Source organism: Jeotgalicoccus meleagridis, assembly GCF_903994045.1.
Classification (GTDB): domain Bacteria; phylum Bacillota; class Bacilli; order Staphylococcales; family Salinicoccaceae; genus Jeotgalicoccus; species Jeotgalicoccus meleagridis.
Map to the genome: position 1 here is coordinate 290,078 of NZ_CAJEWD010000008.1, position 20,234 is coordinate 310,311.

Below are 20,234 nucleotides of genomic sequence, written 5' to 3' on the forward strand. Positions count from 1 at the left end.
TGAATGTATTTTGTTTACGCATCCGTCAATATCAAATTCGAAGCTGATTGCAACACTACCGCAGGTACACGTAGTGCTTGGTGTTGCAATTAGTAAAGAATTTGATAGGATGCACAAGTAAACAAATACATCTACACACGAGTAAGAGTGAAGGAACTGAATGGATAAAAGAATCGGAATATATCAGACCTAAATCTGATATATTCCGTTTCTCCAATGCATTTCATTTATATTAATTAAAAAAGCCCTATCAATATAGATAGAGCTAAGTTATCCTCCCGAGATAACTTTGTAAACAAAATAACTCACAAATGGAGCTAACTTAAATTATATCAGTATTACTTGAATAAGTAATACTCTTTTACTATTTCATAAAAAGTGATTATTAATAACCTAATTATTTTAATACTTCTCTAATAATTTGTGCCATCTGTTTGTTCTTTAACTGATCATGAAAATGTACTTTATATCCTTCTTCTGATAAAAGATCAAATAGTACTCGTGCACTTTCCATTTTTGCACTCTCAACTTTACGTAAACTGTTTTTATCTTCAACATCCTTAGTCTCAACTATTATGTTTATTTCTTTCTCACCTGTCGGCTTTTTCACGACGTACATAAAGTCTGGACTATACATACCTCCTGTAATAGTCGGAATCGCAATACTATTATTTGGTATTTTTCCATAAACAATCACTTCTTCGATATCGCTCGCCATATTTTTGTATTCAAGAGGCGAGTCAAAAGCAAAAGTATCATATAAATATTTAGAACTAGGACTACCTGGTGCTATTTTATTGCCAATGCGTCCCTGTGAGATAGCCTCTCTTGGAGTACCGTCACTGTATGATAAAGCAGTAGATTTTACTGGTGTATTACTTTTTGTATAATGAAAGCGTCCTTGTAAATTACTATTTCGCCATTCATTAAATTTTTGAATAAAAATGCTTGCTGTATTTTCATTTATATACTTTTCTGCTAGATCACCATGTCGCTTTACATATTCACACATTCCTTGGTGTATTTTCACTATTGGTATATTCGTGCTCTTCATTATTCTTTTTAAAAATTCATTATAAGGAATTGAATTAGAAATGATGTATTGAACTCCGGTTTTATTACCAGTTGTCATCGAATGGCCATCACTTTCAATAACTTCACGAGAGCTAGTCATTACCATATCAGTAAATACTCCTGGCTCTTCAAGTATTGATAAGACTATCTCGTCCATTTCTTGATCAACTTCTTTTTCAAAATACAATAAATATCGTTGATTAACTCTCTCCCATAAATCTTTAATTTCATCATATGCACCTTTACGAATTTTTACTGGTTTTACCCTCTTCTTATTACTATCTCGTACCTTCCCTGTAGCTAATCCTTTTGAAAATTCAGGATAATTTATAAAAAATTCTTCTCTTTTTTCAAGGCTTATATTCATTTTTCTATCAATGTAATTTTTATCATACAACTCATCAAATAAGTCATCAGTTGAAACCCCAAGACTTTTTGCTACTTCTGCCAAGTGTTCTTCTGTAATAATCGAACCTTGAGAAATTTCTCCGTTTATTTGTGCAATTAATTTTTTTGCAAACTCTGATTCAGTAAAATCAACAATATAGTTCAGAAAAAACTCCTCATTAGATATACGGTTGCCATTCTCATCAACAGGTAGACGTAGACCACGACCTACTTCTTGTAATTTACTGTTTTCACTTCCACTTGATCTCAGTTTTGTAATTGTAAAAACATTGGGGTTATCCCAACCTTCTTTTAATGTCCACTTAGAGAATAAAAACCGCAGTGTATTTGGAGTACCATCTTCATTTTTAAAAGATAGTAACTGTTTTTTGCCATATAATATAGTTTGTACTTGTTGACCTATAGCCTCATCAGAATCATTGTTATCTCGTGAAAAATATCCCGCATGACAGGCTGATATATCATCTAAACTTGCTTCTAAATATGATTTATATTCCTGTTCATACTCTGTTAGTTTAGATAATTCTTTTTCTATCCGTTCTATTAATAATTTTTCAAAAGTTTCCAATATATAAGGTTTTTTTTCTTCGTCAGATTCTCGATATGAAGTTATATCATCAATAAAGAATAAAGCTAATGTTTTTATTTTAAAATTACGTTCTGAAAAATTGATTCTTTCTGTTTCGAAATGTCTATCTAATGCTAAGCGCATCATCTGTTCTTGATATGAAGTCATATAAATATCAACATCGAGTTCTTCTCCAACTTGCTTTTCAATTCCATTTGAGAAAACCACATATGATTTTCCAATACCATCTATGGTTATACCTTCAAAAGCTTCATGAATAATGGATAAAGAATCTCCTTTTTTAAGAGTGGAGGTTTTTGTCTTGTGATTCTTTTTTAGAAATTGTATATTAATCGACTCTTTATTTTTTATTGACATTATCTTTATTTTCTCTGCTGACTTTGAAACAGGATCAAAATGCTCTTTTGTGACACCCTTTATTAAATTTAAATTAAATGAGTCACAAGCATTTAAATCATAAAGAAGATTTTGATAGTCTTTTGTATGAGTACTTTTATTTTTGTTACTACCAGCTTTATTAGGGAAAGTTGCACCATATCTTATAATACTTTGAGGATTAATTTCATTCTCTATAACTTTATATGCTTTCTGGTCACGAGAAAAACGATGTGGTTCATCGATAATGACGAATGGTTTTGTTGCTTTTAAAGCATCAAAAGGTCTATAAAATCCTTCAGTACCGTAATCATAATCATCACGGCTCAAAAGTCCATTTTTTCTAACAACTAATAACTGCATATTCACCAAAAGAACATGAATTTTATTACTATTTTGAGATGAACCTCTTACAAATTCACTTACAACACTTGGAAAATATGAACGCCCTTTTTTTTTGTTTTTTGGAGATTCTAATACGCCAACTTCAATTTCCGTACCGTAACCATTCACATCTCTAAAATGTCTTTTAGAATATTCATCTTTTAAAAAGTTGGCTGTCCCTGCCTTAATAGCTAAAGAAGGAACAGCAATAATAAATTTATTAATCCCATATTTTTTATGAAGTTCATACATCATGTGTGTATATACGTATGTTTTACCTGTACCAGTCTCCATTTTTATATCTAAATTCAAACTTTTATCAACTGGCGTAAATCCTCTGTATAATGGTGGTAATTTTTTTTGTATTTCATTAATATTCTTTTTAATATTATTATCAAAAAGTGAAATTGTAGGGTTTTCAAAATATCGAGTAGGAGAGTCTATTTGTACACCTTTAAATACATCACTAATTAAATCTATCGGTTTTTGTTGATGAGATAACCCACGGTCTAAAATTAACTCCATTGAAAATCCTCCTTCTAATAACGCACATCAAAGTTTATATTTAAATTCTTCTCTGTATTTCTCAATCTTTTTAAATTTACTTTTAAAGATTCAAGTTCACTCCAAGTGAAGCTATATCCAAAGAGAACTACATTCTCAGGATTAAAGCTTCCCGATGTTTCATATTTAACTACTATTTCTTCAATTGCTTCTTTTGTGAGTTCTGGATTAATCAGATAGAGATGCTTGTCTTTATAATAACCTTCATACCCTGCAAAATTAATTTTATTAATTTTCGTTGTTAAACCATAACCATCACTATTTAACCAAGTTGAAAGTACTGTCGATAATCCAAATTCATCCAACAAACTTTTATCAACAAATAGTTTATTTTCATCTGAATCAAATTTATTCATTTTATCTATTGCATTGGACGTTGGTTTTTTCAGAGTATAATGTTTGAAACCAAAGTCCGCTTTAACATCTTTATACTTATTTTTTATATTTTTTGCTGCTCTTATGATTCGTTCTCTACCTATTTCATCAACAGTTCTATAACCATTTTTATAAGCTGCTGTTTTTGGTTTTACCTCTTCATCAAGTTGAACCATAATGAATTTTCTATTTTCATTATCTATTGCATTCTTTCTCATGACTGAGTGAGCTGTCGTAGCACTACCTGAGAAAAAATCAACAATTATATCGTTTGCATTACTTCCTATAGTAATTATTCGATCTACTAAGTCGACTGGTTTTGAAGTTTCAAAAACTTTCTCTCCGTCAAATAAAGTTTTGATATCTCTAGTAGCTTTTTTATTTCCCTCTAAATTTTCCCAATAAAATTCGTGATCTTCTATTTCTTCTTTCCAAACAAAATCTTTCCAGATGTTTCCGGGAGCTTTTCTTCGATTTTCTAAATAATACTTTTGATAAGGATGCCAAGTTAACTCACCTTGAATTTTCGTTTTTTTCCATTTTAAGAATCCATCTTCTTCTAGCTGAAGTGCAGAGTTCTTAGAACAAATCCATCTACTTTCATATCCCGTTGGCCCTATTGGAAAAACTTCTGTGCCATCAGGTGCAGTTAAAGAGTAGTACATAGTTGGTCTATCTTCTATCTTCTCCACCTGTTCTTCTAAGTGATCTTGTAAGGTAACGACTGCCATCATCATCTTTTTCATTGTAAATTTTCGAGTCTTCCTCATTCATAGGCAACCCGTTAATAACTAATGATGGTAAGTCCCTAGCATAAACAAGTATATAATCTATCTCATTTACTAGACCGTCAAATCCTCCGCCTGTTGGAGTGCCTGTTGCACGAGAAATAGTTGTTAAGAAATTATTCTCACCAAAAATATCATCACATAATAATTTTAAGTTTGCTTGTTCGTTATCATCAATCGATATGAAGATAACCCCGTCTTTAGTTAATAAATCTCTAGCAAGTTGTAATCTTGGATACATAAACATAAGCCAAGCTGAATGCGAAGCTGAACCTCTTTTTGTTAAATCCAAGATTCTTTGGGCTTGTTCTTCGTAAATACTTAATTTTTCTGATAACTCATTAACATTAAAATTAAAGTCATCGTTGTACACAAAACCATCAGAACCAGTATTATAAGGTGGATCTATGTAAACACATTTTACTTTATCTGAATAAGATTTTAGTAGGTGTTTTAGTCCATCTAGGTTATCACCAGTAATATATATATTTTCACTTTCTTCATTTTCTTCTGTTGAATTATGATTCTCGTTTGGCACAATTACACTGTCTGTATTTAAAGTAGCTAATAATCTAGCATAGTTTTTCCCTAAAAATTTTAGTTCATAACCTTCTTGCACCATTGATATATCATCACTTAAGTATTCTTTAAATCTTTCAATATCAAATGACCCGTCAGTATCGAAACAAGCAGGAAAATGTTCTTTTAGAACTGTAATTTCTCTCTCATGGGCTTTTAGATAATCATTTTTATTTATTTCATATCTGTTCATTGTCTTCACTCCTTGGATATAAAACTATATATTTTAGACTTTCCTCAATAGAATAATCTATAAGTTTTTAAAGTTAATTTAAATAGTATAACTCTTGCTCATAGTCAGAGGCACCTTTTCAAAATTAATCATGGCTTATAAGTTTTTGCCATTTCAAATTTATTCATCTCTTTTTGAAGCATTTTTCCAAAAATTATTTCTCTCCAATCTTGATATCGGACTTCTTTTTATTAACGACATTGTATATTGTCCCTCTTGATACACCTGCCATCTTTATTATTTCATTGATTGTATACTCTTTACTGTTATAAAGAGAAATAATCATTTTTTCTTTATGTTGAGTGATTTTCGGTCTCCCTCCACGTCTACCTCTCGCTCGTGCAGAATCTAATCCTTTTTTTGTTCGCTCACTCAATAGGTTGGCTTCTAGTTCTGCAAAAGCAGACATCATTGTAAAAAACATTTTCCCCATTGCATCTTGAGTTTTTATATTCATATCAATAATTTCTAAGTCAATAGCATTATCTTGCAGATGTTGTGCTAACTCGATAAGCTGTTTTGTTGTACGTCCTAATCTATCCAGTTTCGTAATCACTAGAGTATCGCCTTCACGCATATAGTCTAAACACTTATCAAGTTCTGTACGTTTAAACTTACGACCACTCACCTTTTCAGAAAAGATACGTTCACACCCATACTCTGTCAACATATCAATTTGGCTATCTAAGTTCTGATCTTTTGTACTGACTCTTGCATATCCGATTTTACTCATAACTTACACCCTTTCATAGAGAATTTAAAAAGTTGGTCTTGATTTTTACTGTTCTAAATTCTATTTAGTGATGGTAGCTTCAATTTAATTATTTAAAAGCCCTCTGTGAGCTTTACAAAAAGTATAAAAAGTCTATTAATTTTTATATAAATATACTATGATAATTATACGTGTTTTTGAACTCTAATACCATAAAAAATTCAGGGTTTTTAAAAACTCTGAAAAGTATAATAAACGGTTATTTTCTGCACACTCTCTTCAAATGAAATATTAAAACAATTAATACTAGACATGATAAAATATATAATAAGAGTTAAATCAAGTCGTAGCATCCAAAAAGCAACTATCTCAATATACTAAGATATAGGAGGCCCAAAATGATACAATCTATCAATCATATATGTTATTCCGTTAGTGATTTAAAAAATTCGATACGCTTTTATAAAAATATTTTATGTGGCGAATTATTAGTAAGTGGAAAAACAACTGCATATTTCAATATTGGTGGCTTATGGGTTGCGTTAAACGAAGAAAAAGACATTCCTCGAAATGAAGTTCAATATTCGTACACACATGTAGCGTTTACTAGGGGTCCCGAGCGCTTAGTGGGAATTTGTATCGATAAGGGGTACAAATTCCCACTAAACCAATGTTTCAAGGCCTATTTATTTTTTATATTCAATTCTCTTAAGTGTTTAGGAATAGATAACAAGTCAAATTTATACTCTCCAAGAAAAGTGATATGCTCCCAATTAATAGGAGATACATGCTTCATATACTTAGTTACTTCGGGATCTATTTTGACGAGATAATTATAAGCTGCTTGTAAGTAGACGGCGTTCCATATACTTATTGCATTTATTAACACATTAAGCGCACTAGCACTTTGAAGTTGTCGGCGAATATCGCGCTCCATAAATTTTCCGCGTCGCCCAAAAAATAGTTCTCTAGCTAAAGCATTAATCGCTTCTGTCTTATTTAGTCCATGAGTGATCCTTCGCCGTAGCTCACTATCTGTAATATAATCTATCATAAAAATGCTCTTTTCAATGCGACCTAGTTCTCTCAGTGCAAGAGCTACTCTATTCTTACGTGCGTATGAGCCTAGCTTTCCTAATAGTAAAGAACTAGATACTTTTCCTGTTTGAATCGAATAGGCGATTCGTTTAATTTCATCATAGTTTTCTTCAATAATTTTTACATTGATTTTTCCGCTTATATCTTCTGATAAGTTAGGGTAGTAGGAAGGTGATTTGATAGAAAATAATTGTGATTTTTTTATATTTCTGATGCGAGGTTCAAAATCAAAGCCTAGTAATGCGGTCATTCCAAACACCTGATCAGAATACCCATTTGTATCAGTAAAATGTTCCTCAATATCTAGATCTGTTTCATGATAAAGTAGGCCATCAAGGGTATGAGTAGCTTCCCTTGTATTAGTTGAAGCAACCTCGATATGATGAGTCGTATGCCTATCATTTATTGATCGAATCATTGTAGCTCCTTTTTCCATACTTTTGTAATGTGGATTAACATCGGATTTTAGAGCTGAGACGCCCACTGGGACGCGCATTCCGTCTGAAGCAGTGGTTTTTCCTTCACCCCAAAAGTCTGCAACAGGAAGCTTTAACTGATAATTAACCAAAAAAGATTGAGCACGAGTCAGAGCTTCTTTATAAAAGCGCCATTGTTTGGCATTGGCTAACTGAGAATAAGAAATTCCAGGAGTTGATTGGGCCATTTTTTCAAGACCAATATTCATCCCTAAACCCAGCAAAGCAGCAAAAATAATTTTTCTTTCTTGTTCACTCGGCGGTTTCCCTGTAGAATCATGACTAAATTCTTGTGAAAAGTTGGTCCAACTGTCCACCTCAATTAAAAGATCACTAAGCCTTATCTTAGGAATTATTGAATAAAGTTTTTTTCTATATATTTCTGCTTCGCTAGGTGTAACTTTTTCCAACTTTTTAAGGTTTGCTCTTGAAATTCTCTTATCAACTGTCGAATAAAATTGAAGCTGTAAATCTAAAATTATTTCCCGATCCTTTAAATAGTCCTCAAACGTGTCTGGAATAGTTTCTGAATCAATACAAGCAGATAAATCAACTAAGTAATCATCAATATTTCGATGGATCATACTTCCTTCAACTGAAATATCTCCTGATCGAATATTGTTCTTTAGCTCGGTGAAAGCTACTAACTCATAGTAAGACCGATCTATTTTCCCCTCTTCTGGCCGAACAAGGCTTTTCCATTTTTTACTCACAAAATCAGTAGAAGTATCTGCCGGTATTTTTCTTTTACCACTATTGTGTAAATCAGTTAGTTGAGTTAGGGCCATGAGGACTGGATTTGCTGCCGGAGTTGCTTTGAACGAAAGGGTCCTCAATAACATTGGCGTGTATCTTCGGAGGTAATTAGCTTTATTTCGAACCATATCTAAATAGCCATGATTTTTATTACCTGTAATTTTTTTAGCTTCTTCTCCATCTTGTACTAAATCTTCCCAAGGCATGATTCGTTCAATTTCGTCAAAAGGATTACTATCATTATCTTTTGCAAAGTGAAGAGCATCAATTAAAGAAGCATAATGTTCCAATTTTTTAGTAGCCAATTTTCCTTTTTCTTTTAACTGTTCTTGTGAATCACGTGTCCCTTTGCGTTTAATACTTGCTAAAATGCGGTCATTAATCTCAATCAGTTGATCGATCAGATATTGATGATGATTGACTAAAAAAGCAATAAGTAAAGAGTATCTTTTTTCAAGCTCAAAACGGGAGAAGTCATATGCATCATAATTTTCCCCTAGTCTAGCTAGCTGAAGAAACCTGTTCCGATTAATATGGGAGACATTAATTGTCCCGAGTCCCATGGAAGCAATCACTTCCACTTTTTTACAAATACTCATAAAGCTTTCTGGATTTGCCTTACCTGGAATGTCTTTTAGCCAAGCGAGTTTAGTTATTTTCGTCTCTTCATAAATTTGAAACAAACTCTCTAGTTTTTCAATTTGTATATCTGTTAATGAACAGAGCAATATTGAAAATAAGTTGTTTTCTGCTTTATCTCGACAGCGGCTTATAATGTCTTCAAGTGTAGCTATAGATGGAAAAATAATTCTTTTTCGAGTTAAGAAATCAATTGTTTTTTTCATTAGATAGATAGAGTCATCATTTTCTAAAGCTAGTTCAATTAAATATTCTATTAACTGTTTTTGTGTATTAGCACTACCGAATCGATGATAGTTGAATACTTCTAAGATCTCGTTGAAGTGATTTGCACGTGTATTTCTATGATCATATGAATTTAAATCAATTGCATCAAGATGGAGCTGTCGACTCACATAAGAAGTTAGTCTGGTTGATTTAATCGGCCAATTACTTAAAGAACACCCAGGATACCGGGCCAAACAAAGTTGTATCGCAAATCCTAGTTTATTGACCTTTCCACGGTGTTGATTAATAACCTCCAGATCATAATCAGAAAAACTAAAATACGCTTTAAAATCCTCTTCTGATAAGTGGTCTACAGAAAGAAGTTGTTCACGCTGTGAAGTAGTTAAAATTCTTTTCATAGCCATATCTTAAGCATTCCTTTTATTGAGGTAACGGTAAAAGGTTGTTTTGCTTAATTTAGAGGCATCAAGAATTTGACGAATAGAATACTCTTTGCTGTCATACATTTTTAAAGCTAAATCAATTGATAGCTTACCTTTACTTGGACGGCCCCCTTTTTTTCCTCGGACTCTGGCTGCCTTAAGACCAGAGTTAGTTCGTTCAATAATAATATCCCGTTCCAGTTCTGCTAAACTAGCCATAACTCGGAAAAAGAATCTTCCCATAGACGTTGAAGTATCTACGTTATCTTGAATAGATATAAAATTGACACTAAGTTCTTCAAATAATTCAGAAAGTTCAATCAAATGTTTAGTTGATCGTGAAATTCGATCTAACTTGTAAATGACAACAGAATCTCCTTCACGTAGTAGGTTGATCATTTCTTCTAATTGCGGTCGGTCTTTTTTCGCACCAGTTACTTTTTCTTGAAATAATTTATCAATTCCATAATGAGTAAGTGCATCAATTTGTAAACTAAGATTTTGATCATCCGTACTCACTCGAGCATAGCCAAAAATCATAAAAAAACCTCCTTAATTTTATAATTTAAATGTACCATAACTCATTAAGTATAAATATATAGGAACTATGAAAAAGGAACGGATTTTGGTACTTGATTTACTTAAAAAACATTTAGAAAAAGCAGGAAAATGAAAAGGTACCATAAACGGTCGTTTATGGTACCATTCAAATTTATCCTTATTGTACAAAATAACAGCGAAATTTTTAAATCTATTCCTTATCGATACAAATTCCCCGTAGGCGCTAGGGACCTCTTTAGCTCCTTGGAAGCTGTCAGTAGTATACCTAATAATTTATCTACATTCCCTTTAGTAACGTGTAACTTTCCAAATTTACAAAAGCGACTCATAGAATTATTTCCTCCCGTTAAATAATAGATAACTATTAAAAATAGACAATACTTGCTCATAAGTAACGGTACTTAAATTGTTTACTTTGGCGTGTTTCATTGCTTGATGAAACTGATTTTTAGTAAACAGTTGACGATATTCTCGATTGACCCATTTTGAAACAAAGTACGTATATAGCTTCCAATATTTATCTGGAACATCTGTGGTATGGCGGGTAAGTTTTATTAAGACACTGTTTACTTTTGGTTTAGGATGAAAGCATTCCGCTGGCAGCTTAAGCAATTGCTGAATCGAGACTTGAGTGTGCAAGAGCAACCCTAGTGTTCGGTGAATATCCAAGGTACGCTTGTAGAATCCTTCTTCAACAATCAGATAGATGTCAGACGCATGGCTTTCAAAAACCACTTTTTTAATAATTTGTGTGCTTAAATGGTAAGGAATACTCCCAACAATTTTATACCTCTGTTTGTTAGGGAATTGAAACTGTAGAATATCTTGGTGAATTAAAGTGACACGAGTATTCAGTTTTAATTTTTCTGACGATAAGTTGAATAGATGACTGTCTAATTCAATAGACGTTACCTGTTTACTTATTTTAGCCAGTTTCGTCGTTAAATGCCCTTTACCTGTTCCAATTTCGTAAACGGTATCGGTTTCTTTTAAATTCAATTGTTTTATTATTTGGTTGAGTACTTTTTCACTCGTTAAAAAGTTTTGAGAATATTTTATATTTTTGTTCATTTAATCACTCCTGAAGTGATTACATCTATAAACAAATACAGAAGTTAAACGATTTGTTTGTAATTTTAGTTATCTGTTTAAAAAGTCATAAGATTAGTCACTGGTAGGAATTAATCTAACGTATTTATTTATCTGCGTAATCACTGTTTTTAGTCTGTTTCAAAACAGTAGATGTTTTATCTACATTACGCATTTGGAATACCAACATGACGAATCCCTCCTTCTTAATTACAAATTTTTAGCATCTAATTTAACTTCAATTCCTATTATACACAATTTTAAGATAATGCACTATCAACACACTCTTAAGTTTGCTTCTAAGTCTTATTTCCATAACTTTAGGGTTAACCATACGCAAGACCAATCACTCTCGGACAATACTCATGATTTTAATGATAAAATCCATGTTAAACCCATAGATAAGAAATACACCTGCAATAACCGTTACCTGTTTGTGCCAATTTAAAAATGCACCACTTTTTTATAATTAAAACGGTTGAAAACTGTACCACTAATAACTCACAATAGAGAGATGTCACCGTCAAGTTAAATGTACAAAATAACAGCGAAATTTTTAAATCTATTTCTTATCGATACAAATTCCTCGTAGGCGCTCGGGACCCCTACTATAGATGAAAGTGAATTTAATGATTGGTATCAATGGTTCAAGGAAAATGACGTGAATATATTAGAAGGGCGTACTAGAGATGTAAGAGATAAGCAATCAATTTATTTTACTGATCCTGACGGACACAAGTTAGAGTTACATACTGGCACACTAGAAAATAGATTGAATTATTATAAAGAAACAAAACCGCATATGGTATTTTACAAATAAGTAGGTGCTCTATGACAAGATATACAAGATTGTTTGAAGAAAAAGACTTTAACCAAATCAATAAGTTACTACAACTATATTATGAGTTAGGATATCCAACAACGAGTAAAGAACTTATTCATCGATTAAGTAAGATTAATAATCACAAAGACTATTATATACTACTACTGATTGAAGACGAGATAATTATAGGCTTTAGTGGCATGTGCAGAATGATGTTCTATGAAAATGATGGGAATTATATGCGTATATTGTCTTTCGTTGTCAATTCAAATTTTAGAGGAAATGGATTCGGTTCATTATTGTTAAAGGAATCTGAAAAGTTAGCTGACAAGTTAAACTGTAAAGTAATTACATTGAATAGTGGAATTAGAACAGAAAGAGAAAATGCACATAAGTTTTATAAAGCTAATGGGTTTGAAAGTAAATCTTATGGGTTTTCAAAAAGTATCAACTAATGAAATTTCATATTAGCAATAATAGCTTATTAGCCAATCTTAAAGCGCAGTACTTATATAGTGAGTGTACTGCGCTTTCTCATTTATTGGGTAAAATTATTCTCATATATCGAGTAAAGTAACAAAGAGTCTCTGTATGTTTAATTAGGGTAGACCCTAAATAGACATTATATATGTATTGATATACTTAGCTTTACGCTGTATGATTAGGGTGTAAATTAAGTGTTAGAAAAAAGGATTGATTTAATGAAAGTTGCATATGCTCGTGTTTCTACACTGGATCAGAATCTCAATAGGCAAATTGAAGTGTTTAAAAAATTTGGTGCAGAAAAAATATTTACAGAAAAACTTTCAGGAAAGAATATATCTGACAGGATTGTTTTTCAAGAAGCTATGAGTTTTATTCGTGAGGGCGATCAATTTATTGTAGAAGCGATTGACCGTTTGGGAAGAAATTATGATGAGATTATTCAAACTGTCAATTTCCTCAAACAGAAAAATGTACAGTTGATTATTACCAGTTTACCAATTATGGCTGAAGCGATTGGAAATCCCCTGCTTGATAAGTTTATTAAAGATTTAATTGTTCAGATTCTAGCAATGATTGCTGAGCAGGAAAGAACAGAATCTAAAAGACGGCAAGCACAAGGTATAGCAATTGCAAAACAAAAAGGAGTTTATAAAGGCAGACCTATACTATACTCACCTAATGCTAAAGATCCACAAAAGCGATTAGTCTATCATCGTGTAGTGTCACAGTTAAAAGAAGGAAAAGCAATCTCTCATATAGCAAAAGATGTAGGTATCACTCGACAAACTGTATATCGAATTAAAAATGAATTGAACTAGTTTCTACTATTATATAGTATATTTAAATATTAGTTAGATAAAGATGAACAATATCAGTATAGAATATGTATTAAAGAACATTTTTTATAAAGAAAAATAGCATAAAAATCTAGTTATCCGCATAAAAACTGGACTTATCACACTTTATCAAGGTCAAAACCACTCAATTTACTACTAATTTACTACTTATGAATGAGCTTTGATACGACGATTTATCCTTGAAAAGTGAAGATATAAAGATACTTCCAATAAAATTTGAATATTTAATAGGTAGACACTTCAAAAAATGAGGTGTCTATTTTTTTACCCGATTTTGAAAGGAAGTGAACTTATGAAAACAAAAAATCAAGAATCAAAAGGTCGTTCCCCACTCTTTAAGACCATCAAACATTCATTCAGCCAATAAAAAAGAAAGGATAGGTAAAAATATGGAACTTAAATTTGTGATTCCCAACATGGAAAAAACATTCGGCAATTTAGAATTTGCTGGCGAGGATAAAGTCGTTCAGCGAAGAATCAACGGACGGCTAACTGTCTTATCAAGAAGCTATAATCTCTATTCTGATGTTCAAAGAGCAGATGATATTGTGGTGGTGCTTCCTGCTGAAGCTGGCGAAAAACATTTCGGCTTTGAGGAACGTGTGAAGTTAGTCAATCCACGTATTACCGCAGAGGGCTACAAAATCGGCACTCGTGGTTTTACAAATTACCTTTTACATGCTGACGACATGATAAAAGAATAAAGAAAGAGAGGAAAAATGATGAGATTAGCAAATGGCATTGTATTAGATAAAGACACGACTTTTGGAGAATTGAAATTCTCTGCTCTACGTCGTGAAGTGAGAATCCAAAATGAAGACGGGTCGGTTTCAGATGAAATCAAGGAACGTACCTATGACTTAAAATCCAAAGGACAAGGACGCATGATTCAAGTAAGTATTCCTGCCAGCGTGCCTTTGAAAGAGTTTGATTATAACGCACGGGTGGAACTTATCAATCCCATTGCGGACACCGTTGCTACTGCCACCTATCAAGGAGCAGATGTTGACTGGTATATCAAGGCAGACGATATTGTGCTGACAAAGGATTCTAGTTCATTCAAAGCTCAACCACAAGCAAAGAAAGAACCGACACAAGACAAATAGTCGCTAGGTAGAAAGGAGACTTTTTCGCATGAAACAGCGTGGTAAAAGGATTCGCCCATCTGGTAAAGATTTAGTCTTTCATTTTACGATAGCGTCACTCCTGCCTGTTTTCCTGCTGGTTGTCGGACTGTTTCATGTGAAGACAATCCAGCAGATCAACTGGCAGGATTTTAACCTATCACAAGCAGATAAGATTGACATTCCCTATTTAATTATCAGTTTCAGTGTCGCAATTCTTATCTGCTTGCTGGTAGCGTTTGTATTCAAACGGGTTCGCTATGATACGGTTAAACAACTTTACCACCGTCAAAAACTGGCAAAGATGATACTTGAAAACAAGTGGTATGAATCTGAACAGGTCAAAACAGAGGGTTTCTTTAAAGATAGTGCTGGTCGTACAAAGGAAAAGATAACCTACTTCCCTAAAATGTATTATCGACTTAAAAATGGCTTGATACAGATACGGGTGGAAATCACGCTGGGAAAATATCAAGACCAACTCTTACACTTGGAAAAGAAATTAGAGAGTGGCTTGTACTGTGAGCTGACGGATAAAGAGTTAAAGGATTCCTATGTGGAATATACTTTGCTCTATGACACCATAGCCAGTCGTATTTCTATTGATGAAGTAGAAGCTAAAGATGGTAAACTTCGCTTAATGAAAAACGTATGGTGGGAATATGATAAGCTCCCTCATATGTTGATTGCTGGTGGTACAGGTGGCGGTAAAACTTACTTTATACTGACACTGATTGAAGCCTTCGTGCAGTAACCAATAGTGAAGTACGAGGGTTGATGAAAGTGATTGAGGAATTACGGGTTGAGAATACGCCACTAAGTACCAGTATAGCCGACCATATCGAAAGTTTTACAGACTATGACTTTGCACATTTATTATTCAGTAATGGTTATGTGGAGCAGTCTATCAGCTTAGAAAAACAACTGAACATTATACAGGTTGCGGACTTGGTACTTCCCGACAAGGAAACTTCCTTTGAGGAATATACCACTATGGAGCTTTTATCCGTTGCTATGCTGATTGTCATTAGTACCTTTGCTTTAGACTTTATCCATACAGACCGAAGCATTTTCAAGATTGTAGATTTAGACGAAGCATGGAGCTTTTTACAGGTAGCACAAGGAAAAACACTATCTATGAAGCTGGTTCGGGCTGGTCGTGCTATGAACGCTGGGGTATATTTCGTGACCCAAAATACAGACGACCTCTTAGATGAAAAACTGAAAAATAACCTCGGCTTAAAATTTGCATTTCGTTCCACTGACCTTAACGAGATTAAAAAGACCTTAGCCTTTTTTGGTGTAGACCCAGAGGACGAAAACAATCAGAAGCGATTGCGTGATTTGGAAAACGGGCAATGCCTTATCAGTGATTTATATGGTCGTGTCGGTGTGATACAGTTCCACCCTGTATTTGAAGAACTGCTCCATGCCTTTGATACCAGACCACCTGTGCGAAAAGAGGTGTAAATGTGAAACCATCAATAGTAAACAGAATAAAATCAAACTGGACGCTGAAACGTCTAGGTAAAGTGGCAATGACAGTGGCTTTCACACTTGTGATTGCCATTTTTCTTTTAGCCATGCTGGGAACGGTGGTTCAAGCTGCGGGCTTGGTAGATGATACGGTCAATGTGGCAAATGAATACAGCCGATACCCACTTGAAAACTATCAACTGGATTTTTATGTGGATAATAGCTGGGGCTGGCTTCCGTGGAACTGGTCGGACGGGATTGGAAAACAGGTCATGTATGGACTATATGCCATTACCAATTTTATTTGGACAATCAGTTTGTATGTTTCCAATGCGACAGGTTACTTAGTACAGGAAGCCTATTCCTTAGACTTCATTTCCGCTACAGCAGATTCCATTGGTAAGAATATGCAGACCTTAGCTGGTGTGAGTGCAAACGGATTTTCAACAGAGGGTTTCTATGTTGGATTCCTCTTACTCTTGATTTTGGTTCTTGGGGTTTATGTTGCCTATACGGGACTGATAAAGAGAGAAACCACAAAGGCAATTCATGCCATTATGAATTTTGTGCTGGTGTTTATCCTATCGGCTTCCTTTATTGCCTACGCTCCCGACTACATTAAAAAAATCAATGACTTTTCATCAGACATCAGTAATGCCAGTTTATCACTTGGCACGAAGATTGTCATGCCCCATTCCGATAGTCAAGGCAAGGACAGCGTGGACTTAATCAGAGATAGCCTGTTTTCCATACAGGTTCAGCAACCGTGGCTACTGCTTCAATACAACAGTTCAGACATTGAAAGTATCGGTATTGACCGTGTGGAAAGCCTGCTCTCCACCAGCCCAGATTCCAACAATGGCGAAGACAGAGAAAAAATTGTTGCGGAAGAAATTGAAGACAGAAGCAATACCAATCTAACCATTACAAAGACCATTAACCGTTTAGGTACAGTCTTCTTCCTATTTGTCTTCAATATTGGGATTTCCATATTTGTATTCCTATTAACAGGAATCATGATTTTCTCGCAGGTACTTTTTATCATCTATGCTATGTTTCTGCCTGTGAGCTTTATTTTAAGCATGATTCCATCATTTGATGGTATGTCAAAACGAGCCATAACAAAGCTCTTTAATACCATTTTGACACGAGCTGGAATCACATTGATTATTACGACAGCATTTAGTATTTCAACCATGCTCTATACCTTATCGGCTGGTTATCCGTTCTTTTTGATTGCTTTTCTACAGATTGTGACCTTTGCAGGAATCTACTTCAAGCTGGGCGATTTAATGAGTATGTTTTCTCTACAGAGTAACGATTCTCAAAGTGTGGGAAGTCGTGTGATGAGAAAACCTCGTATGCTTATGCACGCTCACATGCACCGTCTACAGCGGAAACTTGGACGTTCCATGACTACTCTAGGGGCTGGGTCTGCCATTGTTACAGGTAAAAAAGGACAGTCGGGTTCGGGGAGTTCTGCAAGGACACAAGCAGATCACTCCCGACCAGACGGAAAGGAAAAATCAACACTTGGAAAACGTATCGGTCAAACCATCGGTACAGTAGCTGATACCAAAGACAGAATGGTAGACACTGCTAGTGGTTTGAAAGAACAGGTTAAAGATTTGCCGACCAATGCAAGATATGCAGTATATCAAGGAAAATCCAAAGTAAAAGAGAATGTCCGTGATTTAACCAGTAGTATTTCTCAAACCAAAGCGGACAGAGCCAGTGGACGCAAGGAACAGCAGGAACAAAGGCGAAAAACCATTGCGAAGCGTCGCTCTGAAATGGAACAGGTCAAACAGAAAAAACAGCCTGCTTCTTCTGTTCATGAAAGACCGACTACAAGACAAGAACAATATCATGATGAACAGACCTCAAAACAGTCTAATATTCAGACTTCATATAAGGAATCTCAACAAGCCAAACAAGAGCGTCCAGCAGTTAAGTCCGATTTTTCAAGTCCAAAAGTGGAACGCCAAGGCAATACCGTTCAAGAAAAAACCGTTCAAAAGCCAGCAAATTCAACCACTACAGCAGATAGAACTTCACAACGTCCAATCACAAAAGAACGTCCGTCTACTGTTCAAAGAGTACCACTACAAAATACAAGAAGTAGACCACCAATCAAAACCGCCACCATTAAGAAAGTCGGTAAGAAACCATGAAGTTGAAAACTTTAGTGATTGGTGGTTCTGGATTATTCTTGATGGTCTTCTCACTGCTTCTGTTTGTTGCCATTTTATTTTCAGATGAACAGGACAGCGGAATTTCCAATATTCATTATGGAGGTGTGAATGTTTCCGCAGAAGTGCTGGCTCATAAGCCTATGGTAGAAAAATATGCCAAAGAATATGGCGTTGAAGAATATGTCAACATACTTCTTGCGATTATACAGGTGGAATCGGGCGGTACTGCGGAAGATGTTATGCAGTCCTCGGAATCCCTCGGTCTTCCACCTAATTCATTGAGTACAGAAGAATCCATTAAGCAAGGTGTGAAGTATTTCAGTGAATTATTAGCCAGTAGCGAAAGGCTCAGTGTAGATTTAGAATCGGTTATCCAGTCCTACAATTATGGTGGTGGTTTCTTAGGGTATGTGGCTAATCGTGGAAATAAATATACCTTTGAACTGGCTCAAAGTTTCTCAAAAGAGTATTCAGGTGGCGAAAAAGTGTCTTACCCCAATCCCATAGCCATACCTATCAATGGGGGCTGGCGATACAACTATGGCAATATGTTTTATGTGCAACTGGTAACGCAGTATCTTGTCACAACAGAGTTTGATGATGATACGGTACAAGCCATCATGGACGAAGCACTGAAATATGAGGGCTGGCGATACGTTTACGGTGGAGCTTCCCCGACTACTTCTTTTGATTGTAGCGGACTGACACAATGGACGTATGGAAAAGCTGGAATTAACTTACCACGAACCGCACAACAGCAATATGATGTGACCCAGCATATCCCACTATCGGAAGCACAAGCTGGCGATTTGGTTTTCTTTCATTCTACCTATAACGCTGGCTCTTATATTACTCATGTTGGGATATACCTTGGCAATAACCGTATGTTTCATGCAGGCGACCCAATCGGTTATGCCGACTTAACAAGCCCCTACTGGCAACAGCATTTAGTGGGAGCAGGACGAATCAAACAATGAGAAAGGAAGATTTAATGATGAAATTTAGAAAAAATCAGAATAAAGAAAAACAGATACCAAAGGAAAAGAAACCTCGTGTCTATAAGGTCAATCCTCATAAAAAGGTTGTGATTGCCTTGTGGGTACTTTTAGGGCTTAGTTTCAGCTTTGCGATATTCAAGCACTTTACAGCTATAGATACTCATACTATTCACGAAACAACTATCATAGAAAAGGAATACGTTGATACTCATCATGTAGAAAATTTTGTAGAGAACTTTGCGAAAGTCTACTATTCATGGGAGCAATCCGATAAGTCCATTGATAATCGAATGGAAAGTCTAAAAGGCTATCTGACAGATGAACTTCAAGCTCTCAATGTTGATACAGTACGCAAAGATATTCCTGTATCGTCTTCTGTAAGAGGATTTCAGATATGGACGGTAGAGCCAACTGGCGACAATGAGTTTAATGTAACCTACAGTGTAGACCAGCTCATTACAGAGGGAGAAAATACAAAGACCGTCCACTCTGCTTATATAGTGAGTGTCTATGTAGATGGTTCTGGAAATATGGTACTGGTTAAGAATCCGACCATTACCAACATACCTAAGAAATCAAGTTATAAACCAAAAGCCATTGAAAGTGAGGGGACGGTTGATTCCATTACAACCAATGAAATCAATGAGTTTTTAACGACGTTCTTCAAGCTCTATCCTACAGCGACAGCCAGTGAACTTTCCTACTATGTGAATGACGGGATATTAAAACCAATCGGAAAAGAGTACATCTTTCAAGAACTGGTAAATCCTATTCACAATCGTAAGGATAATCAAGTCACGGTATCGCTGACAGTGGAGTATATCGACCAGCAGACCAAAGCAACGCAGGTATCTCAATTTGATTTGGTACTTGAAAAGAACGGGAGTAATTGGAAGATTATAGAATAACAAATATTGGTACATTAT

15 protein-coding genes and 4 pseudogenes are annotated in these 20,234 nt (G+C 34.7%); 11 read left to right on the top strand and 8 right to left on the bottom strand.

Going from position 1 to position 20,234, the window contains the following annotated elements; translation table 11 throughout:
• Positions 1–397: 397 nt before the first annotated feature.
• From JEOSCH030_RS07140 to JEOSCH030_RS07155, 4 genes are all read right to left on the bottom strand, one after another.
• Entirely contained in the window at positions 398–3,355 is a 2,958-nt protein-coding gene (locus JEOSCH030_RS07140) for a type III restriction-modification system endonuclease (RefSeq protein ID WP_185125923.1), read from the bottom strand.
• 14 nt (positions 3,356–3,369) lie between these two features.
• Positions 3,370–4,515 carry a DNA methyltransferase gene (locus JEOSCH030_RS07145; RefSeq protein ID WP_235962252.1) on the bottom strand — a complete coding sequence of 382 codons (1,146 nt, stop codon included), beginning with the start codon at positions 4,513–4,515 and terminating at the stop codon, positions 3,370–3,372.
• Positions 4,442–5,329 (bottom strand): site-specific DNA-methyltransferase, encoded by an 888-nt coding sequence (locus tag JEOSCH030_RS07150; protein WP_208454285.1) that lies wholly within the window; start codon positions 5,327–5,329, stop codon positions 4,442–4,444. The genes JEOSCH030_RS07145 and JEOSCH030_RS07150 overlap by 74 nt, the downstream gene beginning before the upstream one ends.
• Before the next feature lie 193 nt (positions 5,330–5,522).
• Positions 5,523–6,101, bottom strand: coding sequence for a recombinase family protein (locus tag JEOSCH030_RS07155; protein ID WP_185125925.1), 579 nt, complete (start codon positions 6,099–6,101; stop codon positions 5,523–5,525).
• A gap of 377 nt (positions 6,102–6,478) precedes the next feature.
• Between JEOSCH030_RS07155 and JEOSCH030_RS07160 the strand changes: the two are divergent.
• A pseudogene (locus JEOSCH030_RS07160) lies at positions 6,479–6,688 on the top strand (VOC family protein); the annotation flags it as partial.
• A 74-nt stretch (positions 6,689–6,762) separates the two neighbouring features.
• Here JEOSCH030_RS07160 and JEOSCH030_RS07165 read toward each other — a convergent pair.
• The 4 genes from JEOSCH030_RS07165 to JEOSCH030_RS07180 form a co-directional block, all read right to left on the bottom strand.
• Positions 6,763–9,681 (bottom strand): Tn3 family transposase, encoded by a 2,919-nt coding sequence (locus tag JEOSCH030_RS07165; RefSeq protein WP_185125926.1) that lies wholly within the window; start codon positions 9,679–9,681, stop codon positions 6,763–6,765.
• Between the two features lie 3 nt (positions 9,682–9,684).
• A complete protein-coding gene (locus tag JEOSCH030_RS07170; RefSeq protein WP_000576156.1) occupies positions 9,685–10,239 on the bottom strand; it encodes a recombinase family protein in 555 nt (184 codons plus the stop codon).
• 354 nt (positions 10,240–10,593) lie between these two features.
• The gene (gene erm(B) / locus JEOSCH030_RS07175; RefSeq protein ID WP_002292226.1) at positions 10,594–11,331 is read right to left on the bottom strand and encodes a 23S rRNA (adenine(2058)-N(6))-methyltransferase Erm(B); all 738 of its coding nucleotides are present in this window, start codon (positions 11,329–11,331) and stop codon (positions 10,594–10,596) included.
• Between the two features lie 124 nt (positions 11,332–11,455).
• On the bottom strand, positions 11,456–11,539 hold the full coding sequence (locus JEOSCH030_RS07180; protein ID WP_001814874.1) for a 23S rRNA methyltransferase attenuation leader peptide: 84 nt from the start codon (positions 11,537–11,539) through the stop codon (positions 11,456–11,458).
• Between the two features lie 417 nt (positions 11,540–11,956).
• Between JEOSCH030_RS07180 and JEOSCH030_RS07190 the strand changes: the two are divergent.
• From JEOSCH030_RS07190 to JEOSCH030_RS07235, 10 genes and pseudogenes are all read left to right on the top strand, one after another.
• A pseudogene (locus tag JEOSCH030_RS07190) lies at positions 11,957–12,169 on the top strand (VOC family protein); the annotation flags it as partial.
• An 11-nt stretch (positions 12,170–12,180) separates the two neighbouring features.
• Complete coding sequence (locus JEOSCH030_RS07195; protein WP_000199401.1) at positions 12,181–12,627, top strand: GNAT family N-acetyltransferase; 447 nt, start codon at positions 12,181–12,183, stop codon at positions 12,625–12,627.
• Positions 12,628–12,873: 246 nt separating this feature from the next.
• Positions 12,874–13,476, top strand: coding sequence for a recombinase family protein (locus JEOSCH030_RS07200; RefSeq protein ID WP_185126547.1), 603 nt, complete (start codon positions 12,874–12,876; stop codon positions 13,474–13,476).
• A gap of 428 nt (positions 13,477–13,904) precedes the next feature.
• A complete protein-coding gene (locus tag JEOSCH030_RS07205) occupies positions 13,905–14,219 on the top strand; it encodes a YdcP family protein (RefSeq protein WP_000420682.1) in 315 nt (104 codons plus the stop codon).
• A gap of 18 nt (positions 14,220–14,237) precedes the next feature.
• Complete coding sequence (locus JEOSCH030_RS07210; RefSeq protein WP_001234286.1) at positions 14,238–14,621, top strand: YdcP family protein; 384 nt, start codon at positions 14,238–14,240, stop codon at positions 14,619–14,621.
• A gap of 28 nt (positions 14,622–14,649) precedes the next feature.
• A pseudogene (locus JEOSCH030_RS07215) lies at positions 14,650–15,387 on the top strand (ATP-binding protein); the annotation flags it as partial.
• A pseudogene (locus JEOSCH030_RS07220) lies at positions 15,378–16,109 on the top strand (ATP-binding protein); the annotation flags it as partial. The pseudogenes JEOSCH030_RS07215 and JEOSCH030_RS07220, both read left to right, overlap by 10 nt.
• Before the next feature lie 2 nt (positions 16,110–16,111).
• Positions 16,112–18,289: a CD3337/EF1877 family mobilome membrane protein gene (locus JEOSCH030_RS07225; RefSeq protein WP_185125928.1), complete on the top strand. Its 2,178-nt coding sequence runs from the start codon at positions 16,112–16,114 to the stop codon at positions 18,287–18,289.
• Positions 18,286–19,287: a bifunctional lytic transglycosylase/C40 family peptidase gene (locus JEOSCH030_RS07230; protein ID WP_000769868.1), complete on the top strand. Its 1,002-nt coding sequence runs from the start codon at positions 18,286–18,288 to the stop codon at positions 19,285–19,287. The genes JEOSCH030_RS07225 and JEOSCH030_RS07230 overlap by 4 nt, the downstream gene beginning before the upstream one ends.
• Complete coding sequence (locus tag JEOSCH030_RS07235) at positions 19,284–20,216, top strand: conjugal transfer protein (protein WP_001224318.1); 933 nt, start codon at positions 19,284–19,286, stop codon at positions 20,214–20,216. The genes JEOSCH030_RS07230 and JEOSCH030_RS07235 overlap by 4 nt, the downstream gene beginning before the upstream one ends.
• Positions 20,217–20,234: the final 18 nt, after the last annotated feature.